Genomic DNA, 16,068 nt, shown 5'->3' on the forward strand with positions numbered 1-16,068 from the left:
TCGCCACGCTTCGAAACACCGACAGGAGAACTCGATCATGGGAACACTCGACGGCAAGGTCGCCTTCGTCACCGGCGCCGCGCGTGGGCAGGGGCGGGCGCACGCGGCCAGGCTGGCCCGTGAGGGCGCCGACATCCTGGCGCTCGACGTGTGCGGTCCGCTTCCCGACGTGTCCTACGACCACGCCACCCCGGAGGACCTGAAGGAGACGGCCCGGCTCGTCGAGGCCGAGGGCCGCCGCGTGCTGACCGCCGAATGCGATGTCAGGGATTTCGGCACGATGCGCGAGTTCGTCGCCGGCGGGGTGACCGAGCTCGGCCGGCTCGATGTGGTCGTGGCGAACGCGGGCATCTGCACGCCGCTGCCCTGGGATGAGGTCACGCCCGCGGTGTTCGCGAACACCCTCGACATCAACGTCACCGGGGTGTGGAACACGGTGATGGCATCGGCCCACCACCTGGCCGGGGCGGGGGGCGGCTCGATCATCCTCATCAGCTCGGCGGCGGGGCTCAAGGTCCAGCCCTTCATGGTTCACTACACGACGAGCAAATTCGCCGTCACCGGCATGGCGAAGGCATTCGCCGTCGAATTGGCGAAGGATCACATCCGGGTGAACAGCGTCCATCCCACGGCGGTGAACACCCCCATGGGGACCGGCACCATCCAGGATGTCCTCGGCCGCGCGATCGAGGCCAACCCGCGGCCGGGGGCAATGTTCACCAATATCCTGCCGGTCGAGGCGATCGAATCGGAGGACGTCGCCGACACCGTCGCCTTCCTCGCCTCCGACGCCAGCAAATTCATCACCGCGCACGCGCTCGCAGTCGATGCCGGTTCGACCCAGTACTGACCGCAGAACAGAAGGACAGCCATCATGACCGAGACGACGCCGCGGTCGGAGCAAGAACGCGCCGCGCCGCCGCTGGATCCCTAGCTGGCTCCGCTGGTGGACGCTCAGCTCGCCCAGTTCCCCTGGCTCAGCGGCGGCGATGTGCCGATCGCGGAGCTGCGGGCAGCGGCCAATTCCGAGATCGCGATCGCCATGCGGCCCGACCTGACGGGCAACGGCGCCGTGCGGGTGGAGGAGTTGACGATCCTGAGGCCGGAGGAGGGGCTCGAACTCGTCCTCACGGTGCTGAAACCGGCGACCGACGGGGTGCGGCCGCTGATCTTTCACATCGACGGCGGCGGAATGATCTCGGGGGACCGCTTCCTCGGGCTCGGCGACCTGCAGCCCTACGCCGCCGACGGGAGCGCGGTGATGGCGTCGATCGAGTATCGGCTGGCCCCCGAGCACCCCGACCCGGCGCCGATCACCGACTGCTACACCGGGCTCCGGTGGTGCGCGGACAACGCCGAGTCGCTCGGCATCGATCCCCACCCGCATCATCATCACCGGCATCAGCGCGGGCGGCGGGCTCGCGGCCGGGACAGCCCTGCTCGCCAGGGACCGCGGCTATCCGACGATCACGCACCAGGTGCTGCGCTGCCCCATGCTCGACGATCGCTGCGAGTCCTACAGCGCGCGCATGCTCGACGGCGGCGCGATCTGGGACCGCGCGACCAATCTGTTCGGCTGGACCGCGCTGCTCGGTGAGCGGCGCGGCACCGACGACGTCTCGCCCTACACGGCGCCTGCCCGCGCGAAGGAGCTCTCCGGCCTGCCGCGCACCTATCTCGACGTCGGCACGGTGGAGACCTTCCGCGACGAGGTCATCGAGTTCGCCCAGCGGCTCTGCGAAGCCGGGGTCGGGGTGGACCTGCATCTGTGGGGCGGCGCGTTCCACGGCTTCGACCTGATTCCGGCCGCCGCCGTCTCCCGGGCGGCGCGGGCCACCCGGGACGAGTTCTTCCGCCGCGCGCTCGCGGGCTGAACTCGGCCGTCGGCCCTCGCCGCCGGGCAACCGGCGGCGAGGGTCAGACCGCGACGGGAACCCAGCGGCGATCGCCGCCGGCGTCGCGGGTGATCCGCCCGCCCCCGGTGCCGGGGAAGTGGGCCCCGATCGCGACGGCGCCGGTGCGCTCCATCTCGTCGGCGAGCCGGGCGCGGGAGCGGGCCGCCCCGGCGTGGTCGGCGTCGAACAGATCGCCCCAGCCGTCTTCGACCAGCGCGGCCGGGTGGTGGGCGGTGTCGCCGATCAGCAGCAGTGGGCCGTCCGGGGTATCGATCTCCACGATGCTGTTGCCCGGGGTGTGGCCGGCGAAGAGGCGCATCGTCACCGAATCGGCGATCTCGGTGCGGTCGCCCTCGGCGGGGACGAGCAGATCGGATACGCGATGGACGATGTCGCGGACCCCGGCCATCTCGGGGCCGGTGCCGGAGTGGTCCAGGATCCAGTCGATGTCGGCACGGTGGCAGACGTGCCGCGCGTTCGGGAAGACCGGATCCCCCGTCGGGGCGAGCCATCCGAGATGGTCCAGGTGCAGGTGGGTGACCACGATGTCGGTGATCTGCTCCGGCGGGACCCCGAGCGCGTCCAGGGATTTCATGAATTCCCCGCTGCGCTCGAAGATGTCGGTCGCCGGTCCGAAACCCGCGTCCACCAGGATCGTGCGGTCCGCCGAGCGCAGCAGGAATCCGCCCATCGGCATCAGCCAACCGTCCTCGAACCACGGCGCCGCCGTCTCCCAGTCCGGAGCCGCGGTGGCCGGCGGCTCGAGCAGGTGGCCCGGCGGGGCCGGATGTTCGACATCGAGGACGTGATCGATGCGGTAGACGGACACGGGCCCTCCTGCGGCGGATTACATTTCTAACCAAGTAAGCGATGTTAACGATCGAAATGTCAAGGGCCCGATCGTCGGTGTTGGACGAAGTAACACTGGCGGCCCGGAGTCTTTATCGGGTACTGATCTCTAGGAAAGAGTGATCGTTCGGCGGCAGCATAAGAGGGTGGCGTGGCTATGAGGATACTGTTATTGCTACCCGTGGTAGCGACGCTCGCTGTCGTTATGGGTGCGGCGCCGGCCCGGGCGGAGCCCGGCGCGCAGTACATCTACGTCGGCGGTGCGTTCAACGAGGGCGTGGCCGGCTTCGAGGTGCGCCCCGACGCGGATCCGAAACCGGTCGGCGCGACGGTCCCGGCCCCCTCCGGGTCCTACAGCGTGGAGGTGACTCCGGACGGGAAATACGTCTACGTCGCCTCCTCGAGCGAGAACCGGATCGCCGCGTTCGCCATCGCGCCCGGCGGCACGCTGACCGAGCTGCCGGGATCGCCGCTGCTGACCGCGGATCGGATCGTGGCGGTGGCCGCCGCGCCGGACGGGCGGCACCTGTACGCGACCACGACCGACGGGGTGCGCGGAGCCGTGATCACCTACTCGATCGCCGGGGGGCTGCCCGTGCGCGTCGCCACGACGCCGCTGGACATCACGACGCACTTCGCCTTCCTCGCCGTCGCTCCCGACGGGCGCACCCTCTATGTGGACGATTACGTCGGCGGCCAGATCCTGCGGTTGCCCCTCGACTCCGACGGAATCGCGTTGGAACCCCGGCAGCGGATCGCCGCGGGCGCCACTCCGATCAATCCGGCGGTGAGCCCGGACGGGAAACTGCTGTACGTGTCGAACGAGGTGACCGGCACGCTCACCGGATTCGGCATCGCCGCGGACGGAACGCTGACTCCGCTGCCCGGCTCGCCGTTCCCGACGCTGCCCGGCAACCGCGGGATCACGTTCAGCGCGGATTCGTCCCGCGCCTACGTGGCGCACGCGCTCAACAGCGTCTCCGGATATCGCCTCGGGGCCGACGGCGGCCTCACGCCGCTGCCGGGGTCGCCCTACAGCGCCGGGGCAATACCCAGCGCGCCCGGACTGTCCTTCTTCGATCGCGACGGCGAGCGCCTCTACGTCGTCACACTCGGCTCGCTCAGCAGCGCCGGGCCGTCGACCCTGCAGGGCTTCGACGTGCTCCCGGACGGAGCGCTGCGCCCCTTCGGCCCTCCTATCGACACCGGCAGGCTGTTCACCGACGGACTGGCCGCTGATATCACGCCGTGAGCCCCGCGCAAAAGGAACACTCAAAGCGTCTGCTCCCGATACTTGACGCAGCCAGGAACACGCCGAAAGGCGAAAAGAGGATGCTGAAATATTGACTGTTGCTGCCTCGGCAGGCAGCATGGTGGAAGAGGATGGTCCCTCTCGGATCGACGGAGGGGCCTCGGAGCCCCTATTTGCGAGCTCCGAATGACGGACGATCGTGAGGAGCTTCATTCATGGCCGAGTACGATCTGGTGATCCGTGGCGGTTCGGTGGTCGACGGCAACGGCGGGCCCCCGCGCACCGCGGACGTCGCCGTCGTGGGGGATCGCATCGCCGAGGTCGGCCGCGTCGACGGCACCGGGAAACGGGAGATCCAGGCCGACGGCGCGGTCGTGGCACCGGGCTTCGTCGACATCCACACCCACTACGACGGGCAGGCGACCTGGGATTCGCGGCTGCAGCCCTCGTCGTGGCACGGCGTGACGACGGTCGTCGCGGGGAACTGCGGGGTCGGGTTCGCCCCGGCCAAGCCCGAGCACCACGACCGCCTGATCGATCTCATGGAGGGCGTGGAGGACATCCCCGGCATCGCTCTGCACGAGGGCCTCTCGTGGGATTGGCTGACCTTCCCCGAGTACATGGACCTGCTGGAGAAGCGGTCGTTCGATATCGACCTGGCGGTCCAGGTGCCGCACGCTGCGCTGCGCGTGCACGCGATGGGGGACCGGGCGGCCGCGCGCGAGGAGGCCACGCCCGAGGAGATCGCGCTGATGGCCAAGATCGCCGCCGAGGCGGTACAGGCCGGAGCGCTCGGCTTCTCCACGTCGCGGACCCTGAACCACAAGAGCGTCGACGGTCAGCTGACGCCCTCCTACGGCTCCGGGGCCGACGAACTCGTGGCGATCGCCCGGGCCGTCGGGCAGACCGGCACCGGGGTGTTGCAGTTCGTGAGCGACTTCCCCGAGCCGGAGCAGGAATTCCAGCTCATCCGCGAGATGGTGACGGCGTCGGGCCGCCCGCTCTCCTACTCGCTGCTGCAGTTCCCGTTCGACACCGACAAGCACAAGACGCTGCTGGCCCTGACCGACGAGGCGCAGCGCGCGGGGATGCCGATCCAGGCCCAGGTCGCGGTGCGCGGCGTCGGGCTGCTGATCGGGCTGGAGAACACGCTCAACCCGTTCATGCTGAACTCGGTGTGGCAGCAGCTGGCCGACCTGCGCCCGGCCGAGCAGGCCGCGCGCATGCGCGATCCCGAACTGCGCAGTGCGATCCTGTCCGCCCAGACCCTGGAGAAGGAGCGGGGTCGCCTCGGCGGCGCACTGATCCACAAGTACGAGCTGATGTACGAACTCGGCGATCCGCCGAACTACGAGCCGTCGCCCGAGGATTCGATCGCCGCCCGCGCCGCGCGGGAAGGCCGCGAACCGGTCGAGCTGGCCTACGACATCATCGCCCGCGGCGACATGCTGAACGTGATGAGCGCCAACTACAGGTTCGGCAACCTCGACGATGTCTACGACATGCTGCGGCACCCCTACGCGCTGCCGGGGCTGTCCGACGGCGGTGCGCACGTCGGCACGATCTGCGACGGCAGCTTCCCGACCACGCTGCTGACCCACTGGGTGCGGGATCGCGACGGCGCCCGGCTGGAGCTGCCGTACGTCATCCAGCGGCAGGCCAGGGATACCGCGCGGGCGGTCGGGCTCACCGACCGGGGCGTGCTCGCCCCCGGCCTCCGGGCCGACCTGAACGTGATCGACATCGAGAATCTGCGCCTGCACCGCCCCGAGGTGCGCTTCGACCTGCCCGCGGGCGGCAAGCGGCTGCTGCAGCGGGTCGACGGCTACCTGCACACCGTGGTCGCGGGCCAGGAGACCTACACCGACGGCGCCGAGACCGACGCGCTGCCGGGCAAGCTGGTCCGCGGCGCGCGGTAGCGCCCGCCGAAACCCCGGTGCGCACCGGCTACCCGGTGCGCACCGGGGTTTCGCGGTTTGCCCCGGAGCCGGGAGGTCAGCGCGGACCGGCCCCACCGGACGCGTGCGGCCCGCGTGGCTCGTCCTGCCACCCGCACGGCAGGGCGCAGCCGACGCGCACCTCCACGTCGGTCCGCCCATCGGGCAGATCGCGTTCGACGGCGACGGCCTGGGCGGCGTATCCGCACGCCGGGCAGCTCTCGAAGAAGTCGAGGATCTCGCGCACGCGCATCGCGACAACGGTGGCGGTGAAGGCCGTGATCCGAGCAGGCCGGACCGGCCGGCTGCGCGGTGCGCCGCGCCGGGGGGCATCGGCCGGATCGCCCCCGCGGCGGCTCTGGTCGAGACCGGGCACAGGTCGCAGGCGCCGGCTCGGGTTCATCTCGCTGATCCGCTCGGTTCGGGGCCGCGCAGGGGCCGTGCGCCGGCCCCTGCGTTCATCGGAGGGTCACACCGCTCGCACGGCGCACGTCTTGGTTCGCGTGTAGAAGTGCAAGGCTTCGAGCCCCTGTTCCTTGAACGACGATCCCGAGAGCTTGAAGCCGCCGAACGGATGATGCACGTCCCAGCCGGAGGTCGGGAGATTGACCGCGGCCTGGCCGGTCTCGATGTCCCGGAGGAAGCTGTGGGTTGCCGCCAGGCTGGTGGTGAACAGGGCAGCCGAGAGGCCGTACTCCGAGGCGTTCGCCAGGTCGATCGCCTCGTCCAGGCTGTCGACCCGCAGCACGGCGATCACCGGCCCGAACACCTCGTCGCGCCAGATCTTCATGTCGGCGGTGACATCGTCCACGACCGTGGGCAGGACATAGCAGCCCTTGGCGAGCACGTCGCCGTCGCCCTGGGTACCGCCGACCCGGATGGCGGCGCCCTCGTCCCGCGCGCGGTCGATATGCGCCAGGACCTCGGACTGATGTCCCTTGCTGACCAGCGGCCCCAGCGCCACGCCGGGTTCGAGGCTCGGCCCGGCGGTGATCGCACCGGCCAATTCCACCAAGCGCGCGACGAACTGGTCCGCGACCCGCGATTCGACCAGGACGCGGCTGGTGGCGGTGCACCGCTGCCCACCCTGCCCGAACCCGGCCGCGGCGATCGTCTGCGCGGCCAGCTCCAGATCGGCGTCCGCCAGCACGATGGCGGCGTTCTTCCCGCCCATTTCGCACTGGATGCGCTGATTGCGGCCCGCGACACTGCGCTGCAGATCCAGCCCCACCTCTGTCGATCCCGTGAAGGTGATGGCGTCGATCTCCGGCGCGTCCACCAGCAACGCGGCGATATCGCGGGCCCGGCCGGTGACGGTCGTGATGACCTCCGGCGGGAGCCCGGCGTCGAGCAGCGCGCGGGTCAGCTCGAGGGCGATCACCGGGGTGTCGCTGGCGGGTTTCAAGACCACAGCGTTGCCGGCCGCCAGCGCGGGCGCCAGCTTGCGGGCGGGAGTGAGCAGCGGATCGTTCCACGGCGTGATGGCGAGCACGACACCGACCGGAACGTGCTGGACCGTCGTGATCGTGGCGGGGCGCGCGTCGTGAATCAGGTCGCCGTAGGGCAGCCGTGCCATGCCGCCGTAGAACTCGAAGAACTCGGCGGCCTTGCCCACCTCGCCGGTGGCCTCCGCCAGTGTCTTGCCGTTCTCCCGCGCCAGCAGCTCGGCGAGCGCCGGCTGCCGCTCTCGCAGAATGGCCGCGGCGCGGTACAGCACCTGGCCGCGGGCGAGCGCGTTGGTCGCCCCCCAGATCTTGGCGCCCCGCCGTGCCGTCGTCATGCCCGCGCGGATGGTCTCCGGGGCCAGCGCGGGCACGCGGGCGATGATGTCGGACCAGTCCGACGGATTGCGGACATCGACGTGGTCGGCCGCGTCCTGCCACCGGCCGTCGATATGCGATTGATGGACAACCGGTTCACTCATGCGGGAACTCCCATCGCGGTCCAGGCGCCGGCCAGATCGCCGGTCCGGAGATGACTGAAGAGAAGGGCGAGGCGCTCGGGCTCGAGCGCCACCGGGTTGGTGGGGCGAGGATAGTCACGGGCCACCGCGGGCCCGAGCGTGCTCGACTCGTCCTCGGCCCCGAACCCGGTCAGGTCGGTCGGGATACCGACCGCGGCGGTCAGCCGCTGAACGTCCTCGGCCAGTTCACGCAGTGTGGCATCGGGCCGATCGAGGACCAGCCGGGCGATGTCATCGGCCTCCTCGGCAGGCATCAACTGGTTGTAGGCCAGGGCGAAGGGCAGCGCGAGGGCGCATCCGACCCCGTGCGCGAGGTGGTGCCGCGCGGCCAGGATGTAGCTCATCGAGTGCCCGAGGGTGACGCCCGCGTTCAGCGAGACGCCGGCCAGGAACGAGGCGTAGAGCAGGTCCGAACGCGCCTCCCGGTCGCCGTCGAAGGCGCGGGGGAGCTGCGCGAAGATCCGGCGCGCCGCTTCGCCGGAGAAGTGCCACGTCAACTCGTTCGAGGTGGTCGACATCATCGACTCGATCGCATGGGACAGCGCGTCCAGGGCGGTCGCGGCGAGCACGGCAGGCGGCAGATCGGCCACCAGATCGGCGTCGAGCACCGCGATGTCCGGGACGAACTGCGCCGAGAGGACGGCGCGTTTGGCACCGTCGACGGCGAACATCGCGACCTTCGTCGCCTCCGCGCCGGTGCCGGTCGTGGTCGGAATCATGACCAGCGCGGGCAGGTTCGCCAGGAACGGGACGGGCCCCTTCAGCTCCCGCAGCGAAGCGCCGGAGACGGTCTGGTAGCTGACCAATTTGGCCGTATCGAGCGCGCTGCCCCCGCCCATGCCGATCACGGCTACCGCCTGCACGGCCGCGGCCGAAGCGGCCGCCTCCTGGACCATGTCCAGGTTGGGTTCGCCGACGATGCCGGAGAACACCCGGGTCTCGAACCCGGCCTCGTGCAGGCCCGCGATCAACGCGCTGGTCATGCCCGATTCGTGCACGAAGCGGTCGGCCACGATGAAGACCGAGCCGGAGCGCACGCCCTGGGCGGACAGCAGGGCTCCGACCTCGGCGCTCGCCCCCGCCCGGCGCACCACCTTGCGGGGAAAGAGAAACTCGGCAATGTCGGCGGAAGCCACAGCCGATCGCCTCCTCGTCTATCATTCACGACTGCGTACGGATGACTACGTAACCATATACAGGTGACAGACATCACGGCAACGGCCCCTTCGAAACGAGGTACCAGTCCATGGCAACCCGGACCGCACTGATCACCGGCGCCTCCCGAGGCATCGGCCTCGCCATCGCCGAGCGGCTCCTGGCCGACGGTTTCGACATCACGATCTCGGCCCGCGACCCGGAGAAGCTCGCGGCGGTGGCCGAGCGCCTGCGCGAGCGCAGCGGACGCCGGGTCGTCGCGCTGGCAGGCGAACTCGGCGATCCGAGCGCTGTCGAAGCCGTCACGCAGGCCCATCACGAGGCCTACGGGGCGATGTCGGCGCTCGTCCTGAACGCGGGCGTCGGCACCCTCGGCAGCATCGGCGAGATCCCCATGAACCGCTTCCAGAAGGTCGTCGACCTCAATCTCCGAGCGCCGCTGCACTACCTCCAGCAATCGCTCCCCCTGCTGCGGAAGGGTGCCGAGGCCGACGAGGTGCACGGCGCCAAGGTCGTCGCGCTCGCCTCCATCACCGGCGTGTTCGCCGAGCCGCAGCTCGGAATCTACGGCGCCACCAAGGCCGCGCTGAGCCTGCTGATCGACACCTTGAACATCGAGCAATCGGCCTCCGGCATCACCGGGACCTCCATCGCGCCCGCCTACGTCGACACCGACATGGCGGCCTGGAAACACGGCGAGCTCGCGCCCGAGTCGATGATCCCCACCAGCGACGTCGCCGAGCTCGTCGGCGCCCTCGTCGCCATGAACCGGCGCACGCTGATCGGGCAGGTGGTGATGGCCCGGTCGGGCAGCGACGGCCGCCGGGCATGACGATCCCGCGATCTGTCGCAGACGTTTCCCCCCAATCTCGGCGCATTCAGGAGCAGACGATGACCGTGCAGGTGCCGATCCGCACGCACTACTACCAATTCGATCAGCAGGGCGTGGCCTTCAACATGTGGTACATGGCCTTCATCGAGGAAGCCCGCAATGGATTCCTCGCGGCGCAGGGCTATTCGTTGGAGACGTTGCTCGGCGCCGGATTCGACATCCAGGTCGTGCACACCAGGATCGATTGGACGTCCGCGCTGCGCTACGGTGACCCGCTCGTGGTCGAGGTCATGCCGGGGAACGTGGGGACGACGAGCCTCGGTCTCGACTACCGGTTCCTGGTCGCGGGGGAGGTGCGCGCCACGGCGGCGGGCGTGTACGTCATCGTCGACGCGGCGCTCCAGGGCAAGGCGGCACTACCGGACGGGCTCAGGGCCGCCCTCACCGCCTGACGGCGCTGCCCTACAGTGGTTACGTAGTCATAGCGCCTGGTACCACTGTGGTTCCGGCTCGGAGCAAGGAGGGTTTCGGTTGACCAAGTTCGATGTCGTGGTCGTCGGTGCCGGGATCGTCGGGTTGGCCGTCGCACGCGAGGTGCTGATCCGGCGCCCGGCAGCGACCATCGCCGTCGTGGAGAAGGAGCCGAGAGTCGCGGTCCACCAGACCGGTCACAACTCGGGCGTGGTGCACGGCGGCATCTACTACGAGCCGGGTTCGCTGAAGGCGCGGTTGTGCGTCGAGGGCGCCGCCCTCATGTACGAGTTCGCCGAGCAGCACGCCATCCCCTTCGAGCGGTGCGGCAAGCTCATCGTCGCCGTGGACGCCGCGGAGCTCCCGCGCCTGGATGCGCTGGAGCAGCGAGGTCAGGCGAACCGGGTGCCGGGGCTGCGCCGGGTCGGCGCCGCCGAGATCCGCGACATCGAGCCGAACGCGACCGGCATCGCCGCGCTGCACGCGCCGAACACCGGCATCATCGACTACCCGGCGGTCGCGCGCGCGATCGAGGGCGAACTGCGAGCCGAGGGCGTGGAGTTCTTCTTCGACACGACGGTCACCGGCATCTCGGACGGCGTCTCGTGCACTGTCGGCACGGATGCCGGGCCCATCGTCGGTCAGCAGGTGATCGTGTGCGCCGGTCTCTGGTCCGACCGGCTGGCCAGGAGGTCGGGCGCCGACGCCAGCCCGCGCATCGTGCCGTTCCGCGGTGTCTACCTCGAACTCGCGGCGACGGCGGAGCCGGTGGTGCGCGGCATGGTCTACCCGGTACCGGACCCGACCCTGCCGTTCCTCGGGGTGCACGTCACCAAGCACATCGACGGGCACGTAATGCTCGGCCCGACCGCGATGCTGGTTCCCTCCCGGGACGGCTACTTGTTCCGCACCATGCGCGGTCGCGACATCTGGGACACCGCGACGTGGCCGGGCACCTGGAAGATCGCGCGCAAATTCTGGCGCACCGGCATCGAGGAGATCCGGCTGGCCACGAGCAAGCGCGCCTACGTCGCCGCTGCCGCGCGGTACGTGCCGTCGCTGACGATGGACAGCCTCGCGCGCGGATTCCACTCCGGTGTCCGCGCGCAGGCCGTGGATCGGGCAGGCACGCTCCTCGACGATTTCGCGATCTCCCGGTCCGGCGCCGTGGCCCACGTCAGGAACGCACCGTCGCCGGCGGCGACGTCGGCATTCAGCCTCGCCCGGGAATTGGTGGATCGCATCGAAGCGAACTGATCGGCACCGATACCGGGGAGGAGTCGCCGAAGCGTCGATCGTGAGGATGAGTTGAACCGTCACGAGGCAGATCGAGTGCCAACGAGTAAAGACATCGCGCGCCTGGCAGGCGTGTCGCAGACGACGGTGTCGCGGGTCCTCCTGGGTAAACCGAACGTCAGGGAGGAGACCCGGCAGAAGGTGCTCTCGGTTCTGGACGGCACCGGCTATGTGGCGAACGAGCAGGCCAGGGCGATGCGGACGCGGCGCACCGGCACGATCGGGGTGGTCACCGGGCGGATCACCAACCCCTTCTACCCCGAGTTGATCGATGCGCTCGGCACCGCGATCACCGGGCGCGGGCTCCGCATGACGCTCTGGGCCTCCGACGCGGACTCCGGCGAGCGAGCGGCGATGGAGGCGATGCGCGGCCGTCTGGTCGACGGTGTCGTCTTCACCGCGGCGACGAAGGGGTCGCCGCCGCTGGCCGCGGCCCTGCGGGCGAATCTGCCCGCGGTCCTCATCATCCGAAGTCTGGACGGCGCGCGCTGCGATCAGATCACCAGCGACAATCTGACGGGTGGCGCGCTGGCCGCCGAGCACTTCCTGGCGCGGGGACGTCGCGATGTCGCGGTCATCGGCGGCGATGACGGTGTCAGTACCAGCCGGGAGCGGCGCGCGGGATTTCTCGATCGGCTGCGCGAGGAGGGGGTCGAGGTACCGCCGGAGTACGTCATCGATACCGACTTCTCCCACGATTCCGCGAAATCCGCGGCGCGCGCCCTGTTCTCCGAAGCAGGCGGGCCACGCGCGCTCTTCTGCGTCAACGATGTCGTCGCCTTCGGTGTTCTCGACGCCGCCCGGGAACGCGGTGTCGCGATTCCCCGCGATGCGGTGGTGATCGGCTACGACGACGTGAAGATGGCGTCGTGGGATCTGTTCGACCTCACCACCCTGTCGCAGCCGGTGGAGCAGATAGCCGAACTCGGCGTCGCGAAGCTGCTGAGCCGGCTCGACGATCCGACGCGGCCGTTCGAGCACCACCGATTCCAGCCCGAGTTGCGAATACGGGGATCCGCCCCCTGATCCCGGTGACCGCCGAGCAGCGCGACGGCGGACGGAACTAGGGCGATTGCGTCCCCGGCGCGTCGGCCAGGAGCGCGGAGAGCGAATCGGCGTCGATGCTGTCCGGCCGCCAGATCAGGTCGGTGGGCAGGGACAATTCGTGCCCCCGCACCGGAAGGATCACCACGGGCTCGCCGAGGAATGCCTTGCGGGTCGCTCCGGTTTCCAGCCCGACCAGCGCGAAGGCAGTGCCCTCCAGCACCAGGTGCAGCAGGTCGGCGACATTCGTGCCGTCGACCACCGCGCGCGCCAGCACGCCGTACCGTGCCAGGAGTGCGTCGGTGCGGCCGTAGACCGACGGGGCGGCCAGGTGGTTGATGGTGGCCCAGGCCAGCGACCGCAGGTCCTCGAGCGCCACGCTGTCCCGGCCGGCGAGCGGATGCTCGGCGCTGAGCGCGACACCGACGGGCTGCGAAGCGAGCCTGCGCGTGCGCAGCGCCGCCGCTCGCCGCACCCCGTGCACCAGGGCCAGATCCAGCGCGCCCGCACGAACCGCGGCGGTCAGCTCGGCGGTGTTGCCCGGCACGAACCGCACGCCGGGCGCGATCCGGGAATCCCGGACGGCCGCTGACACCCGTTGCCGGACGGCCGTGCCCACATCCGGGGCCACGCCCACCCGGAGCCTGGCCGTCGAATGCGACCGCGCGAAATTCCGCTGCAGGGCGTCGAACCGTTCGACCACATCGCGGGCCTGTGGCAGCAGTGCCTGACCGGCCGCGGTGAGCCGCACATACTGCGGTGTGCGGGAGAAGAGCGTCGTGCCGACCGCGTTCTCGAGGTCTTTGATCCGCTGGCTGAGCGGGGAGGGCGAGATGTTGAGCCGGGCGGCGGCACGGGAGAAGTTCAACTCGTCGGCGACGGTGACGAAATATCGCAGATGGAAGATCTCCACCGCCCGACCGTAGCATGTGACCGCAGCGGTCATGTGACCTTCCGGAATCGGTCGTTCCCCTCCCCGCTGTGCGGCTCTACGGTGGCACCATGACTCGACGCGCGATCAGGATCGCCAACTTCTCCGGCTACATCCGTGACCGGAACACCGCCATCGCCGAGGCGGTCAACGGCGATCCGGTCGACGTCCTGATCGGTGACTACCTGGCCGAGGTCACGCTCGCGGCGCTCTCCGGTGAGCTCGCGGAGAATCCCGGACCCCGCTATGTCGCCAAGTTCCTGCGTCAGCTCGCCCCCGAGCTCGGTGCCATCGCCGAGCGTGGGCTCAAGGTGGTGACCAACGCGGGCGGTTTCGACCCGGCCGGGCTCGCCCAGGCCGTCCGCGATCTCGTCGCCGAGCAGGGACTCACCCTGCAGGTGGCGCATATCGAGGGCGACAACCTGCTCCCCGATCTCGACCGGTTGCAGGAAGAGGGCCACGAGTTCACCCACCTCGACTCCGGGAAGCCGCTGCGGACGTGGCAGACCGAACCGTACGCCGCCAACGCCTACCTGGGCGGCTGGGGGATCACCGAGGCGCTCCGTCGTGGCGTGGATATCGTGATCACGGGCCGCGTCACCGATGCCTCCCTGACCAGCGGTCCGGCCGCCTGGTGGCACGACTGGCCGCAGGATGCCTGGGACGCGCTGGCCGGCGCGATCACCGCCGGACACGTCATCGAGTGCGGTGCCCACGCCACCGGTGGCAACTTCTCCGGATTCGACGAGCTGTCCGCGCTGACCCGGCCGGGCTTCCCGATCGCCGAGATCGCGGCCGACGGCAGCAGTGTGATCACCAAGCATCGGGGCGACGACGGCGCCGTCACCGTCGACACCGTCACCGCGCAGCTGGTCTACGAGATCCAGGGCCCGCGCTATCTCAATCCGGACGTGACCGTGCACCTCGAGTCCGTGCGGCTCACCCAGCTGGAGGCCGATCGGGTCGCGATCGCACCCGTTGTCGGGTCCCCGCCCACGCCGACCGCGAAGGTCGCGCTGTTCGCGCCGATCGGCTACCAGGTGTGCCACTACGCGTACCTGACCTCGCCGCGCGCCGAGGCCAAGCTGGCGCTGCTGCGCGAGCAGCTGACCGCGCAGCTCGGCGACGTCGTCGAGACCCTCGACATCACCGCGCTCGGCCGCCCGGCGGACGACCCCGCCTCGCAGTGGGAGGCCACGGTCGCGGTGCGCGTCATGGCCACCGCCCGGGACGCCAAGGCGCTGCGGATCGTCGGCCCCGCCCTGGCCGGGCTCTACCTCTCCAGCTACCCGGGCTTCCACCAGGACGGCGCCACGCCGGTTGCCTACCCGCCCATGCTGCGCACCGACTACTGGCCGGCGCTGCTCGACACGACCGTGGTCGAGCACCGGTTGTGCACCGCCGACGGCGAGACCGTCGCCATCGGCGGGGCGCCGCAGACCCAGCCGGTGACGCCGGTGCCGAGCGAGCCCGGACAGCCGCGATCCGCCGAGGGTTCCGCGCGGCCGCTCGCGACCGTGGCGTACGCCCGCAGCGGTGACAAGGGTGGCAACGCCAATGTCGGCGTCTGGGTTCCCGATCCGGCCGCGTGGGAGTGGCTGGCGGGAACACTGACCGCCGAACGCTTCGCCCAGTGGTTCCCCGAACTGGCCGTCGGCGGCGTGGTCCGCCACGAATTCCCGCACCTGCGGGCCGTGCACTTCGTGGCGCTCGGCGTGCTCGGCACCGGCGGCTCGTCGAACCTGCGCGTCGATCAGCTGGGTAAATCCATGGGTGAGTACGTGCTGAGCAGGCACGTTCCCATCCCGGACGAACTGCTGCGCGGTCGCGACGTGGTCGTCTGACCGGGCCGGGGCACCGACACGGGTCTTGTAGATCACCGACACCGACGGCAGCCCCCATCACCGGCTCCCGCTGATCCCGGCAGCGCCGGCCGACCGACCCCGGAAAGCACGGAAACCCGCGCCGAAGCGCGGGTTTCCGTGGTTCTGGCTGCTCTCAGATGGCGCGGACGCTCTGAGCCTGCGGACCCTTCTGGCCCTGCTCGATCTCGAACTCGACACGCTGCCCCTCGTCGAGGGACTTGAACCCGGAGCCGGAAATCGCGGAGTAGTGGACGAACACGTCAGGGCCGCCACCGTCTTGCGCGATGAACCCGAAGCCCTTTTCGCCGTTGAACCACTTCACACTGCCTTGCGTCATTTACTTAGTGTTGCTTTCTGTTGAGAGCCGGGAGATCGCTGCGACAACCCGTGCTCACCGGACAGCCTGCCATATCTACTCCTCCAGCGCACCCTCGGGGAGGTAAACGTGACGATCGCTACGGGATCGCAACCGACCGGTCCCGGAGTGAAACGTCGGTGAACAGCGGCCGGGGGTCCGCTGACCGCGTGGAATCCGACCGGTGATCCGGTCAGGGACATACGGCTGCCGCGGGAGCAGT

At 69.9% G+C, this 16,068-nt stretch carries 15 protein-coding genes and 1 pseudogene; 10 read left to right on the plus strand and 6 right to left on the minus strand.

The genetic code is table 11. The features are described 5' to 3' along the window. Window positions 1-34 precede the first annotated feature (34 nt). The 3 genes and pseudogenes from NH2_RS08635 (at window position 35) to NH2_RS30135 (ending at window position 1,874) form a co-directional block, all read left to right on the plus strand. Window positions 35-850: a mycofactocin-coupled SDR family oxidoreductase gene (locus NH2_RS08635; protein ID WP_169811473.1), complete on the plus strand. Its 816-nt coding sequence runs from the start codon at window positions 35-37 to the stop codon at window positions 848-850. A gap of 342 nt (window positions 851-1,192) precedes the next feature. Continuing rightward, window positions 1,193-1,321: pseudogene (locus NH2_RS30130) on the plus strand (alpha/beta hydrolase); the annotation flags it as partial. A 115-nt stretch (window positions 1,322-1,436) separates the two neighbouring features. After that, a complete protein-coding gene (locus NH2_RS30135; protein ID WP_281202022.1) occupies window positions 1,437-1,874 on the plus strand; it encodes an alpha/beta hydrolase fold domain-containing protein in 438 nt (145 codons plus the stop codon). Window positions 1,875-1,917: 43 nt separating this feature from the next. On the opposite strand, the gene NH2_RS08645 is transcribed toward NH2_RS30135, so the two are convergent. Further along, window positions 1,918-2,724, minus strand: coding sequence for an MBL fold metallo-hydrolase (locus NH2_RS08645; protein WP_067650895.1), 807 nt, complete (start codon window positions 2,722-2,724; stop codon window positions 1,918-1,920). 225 nt (window positions 2,725-2,949) lie between these two features. Between NH2_RS08645 and NH2_RS08650 the strand changes: the two genes are divergently transcribed. Then, entirely contained in the window at window positions 2,950-3,996 is a 1,047-nt protein-coding gene (locus NH2_RS08650) for a lactonase family protein (protein WP_067650898.1), read from the plus strand. 215 nt (window positions 3,997-4,211) lie between these two features. Next, window positions 4,212-5,915, plus strand: coding sequence for an N-acyl-D-amino-acid deacylase family protein (locus NH2_RS08655; protein ID WP_067650901.1), 1,704 nt, complete (start codon window positions 4,212-4,214; stop codon window positions 5,913-5,915). Window positions 5,916-5,991: 76 nt separating this feature from the next. On the opposite strand, the gene NH2_RS08660 is transcribed toward NH2_RS08655, so the two are convergent. From NH2_RS08660 to NH2_RS08670, 3 genes are all read right to left on the minus strand, one after another. Next, window positions 5,992-6,336, minus strand: coding sequence for a hypothetical protein (locus NH2_RS08660; protein ID WP_157103662.1), 345 nt, complete (start codon window positions 6,334-6,336; stop codon window positions 5,992-5,994). Window positions 6,337-6,402: 66 nt separating this feature from the next. Beyond that, window positions 6,403-7,857 carry an aldehyde dehydrogenase family protein gene (locus NH2_RS08665; RefSeq protein WP_067650907.1) on the minus strand — a complete coding sequence of 485 codons (1,455 nt, stop codon included), beginning with the start codon at window positions 7,855-7,857 and terminating at the stop codon, window positions 6,403-6,405. Further along, window positions 7,854-9,032: an iron-containing alcohol dehydrogenase family protein gene (locus tag NH2_RS08670; RefSeq protein ID WP_067650910.1), complete on the minus strand. Its 1,179-nt coding sequence runs from the start codon at window positions 9,030-9,032 to the stop codon at window positions 7,854-7,856. Before NH2_RS08670 ends, NH2_RS08665 begins: the two co-directional genes overlap by 4 nt. Window positions 9,033-9,142: 110 nt before the next feature. Between NH2_RS08670 and NH2_RS08675 the strand changes: the two genes are divergently transcribed. From NH2_RS08675 to NH2_RS08690, 4 genes are all read left to right on the plus strand, one after another. Then, the gene (locus tag NH2_RS08675; protein WP_067650913.1) at window positions 9,143-9,883 is read left to right on the plus strand and encodes an SDR family NAD(P)-dependent oxidoreductase; all 741 of its coding nucleotides are present in this window, start codon (window positions 9,143-9,145) and stop codon (window positions 9,881-9,883) included. 59 nt (window positions 9,884-9,942) lie between these two features. After that, complete coding sequence (locus NH2_RS08680) at window positions 9,943-10,335, plus strand: acyl-CoA thioesterase (protein WP_067650916.1); 393 nt, start codon at window positions 9,943-9,945, stop codon at window positions 10,333-10,335. Window positions 10,336-10,414: 79 nt separating this feature from the next. Then, window positions 10,415-11,611 carry an L-2-hydroxyglutarate dehydrogenase gene (lhgD, locus tag NH2_RS08685; protein WP_067650919.1) on the plus strand — a complete coding sequence of 399 codons (1,197 nt, stop codon included), beginning with the start codon at window positions 10,415-10,417 and terminating at the stop codon, window positions 11,609-11,611. Window positions 11,612-11,686: 75 nt separating this feature from the next. Then, a complete protein-coding gene (locus tag NH2_RS08690; protein WP_157103663.1) occupies window positions 11,687-12,676 on the plus strand; it encodes a LacI family DNA-binding transcriptional regulator in 990 nt (329 codons plus the stop codon). Between the two features lie 37 nt (window positions 12,677-12,713). Here the strand turns inward: NH2_RS08690 and NH2_RS08695 are convergent, their stop codons facing one another. Next, window positions 12,714-13,607 (minus strand): LysR family transcriptional regulator, encoded by an 894-nt coding sequence (locus tag NH2_RS08695; protein WP_169811465.1) that lies wholly within the window; start codon window positions 13,605-13,607, stop codon window positions 12,714-12,716. A gap of 89 nt (window positions 13,608-13,696) precedes the next feature. Here NH2_RS08695 and NH2_RS08700 point away from each other — a divergent pair, with 89 nt between their 5' ends. Beyond that, a complete protein-coding gene (locus NH2_RS08700; RefSeq protein ID WP_067652476.1) occupies window positions 13,697-15,469 on the plus strand; it encodes an acyclic terpene utilization AtuA family protein in 1,773 nt (590 codons plus the stop codon). Window positions 15,470-15,623: 154 nt separating this feature from the next. Here NH2_RS08700 and NH2_RS08705 read toward each other — a convergent pair whose 3' ends face one another. Next, the gene (locus NH2_RS08705) at window positions 15,624-15,827 is read right to left on the minus strand and encodes a cold-shock protein (RefSeq protein ID WP_067650927.1); all 204 of its coding nucleotides are present in this window, start codon (window positions 15,825-15,827) and stop codon (window positions 15,624-15,626) included. Window positions 15,828-16,068: the final 241 nt, after the last annotated feature.

It is taken from the genome of Nocardia harenae NBRC 108248 (assembly GCF_001612885.1).
In the GTDB taxonomy this organism is placed as follows: domain Bacteria; phylum Actinomycetota; class Actinomycetes; order Mycobacteriales; family Mycobacteriaceae; genus Nocardia; species Nocardia harenae.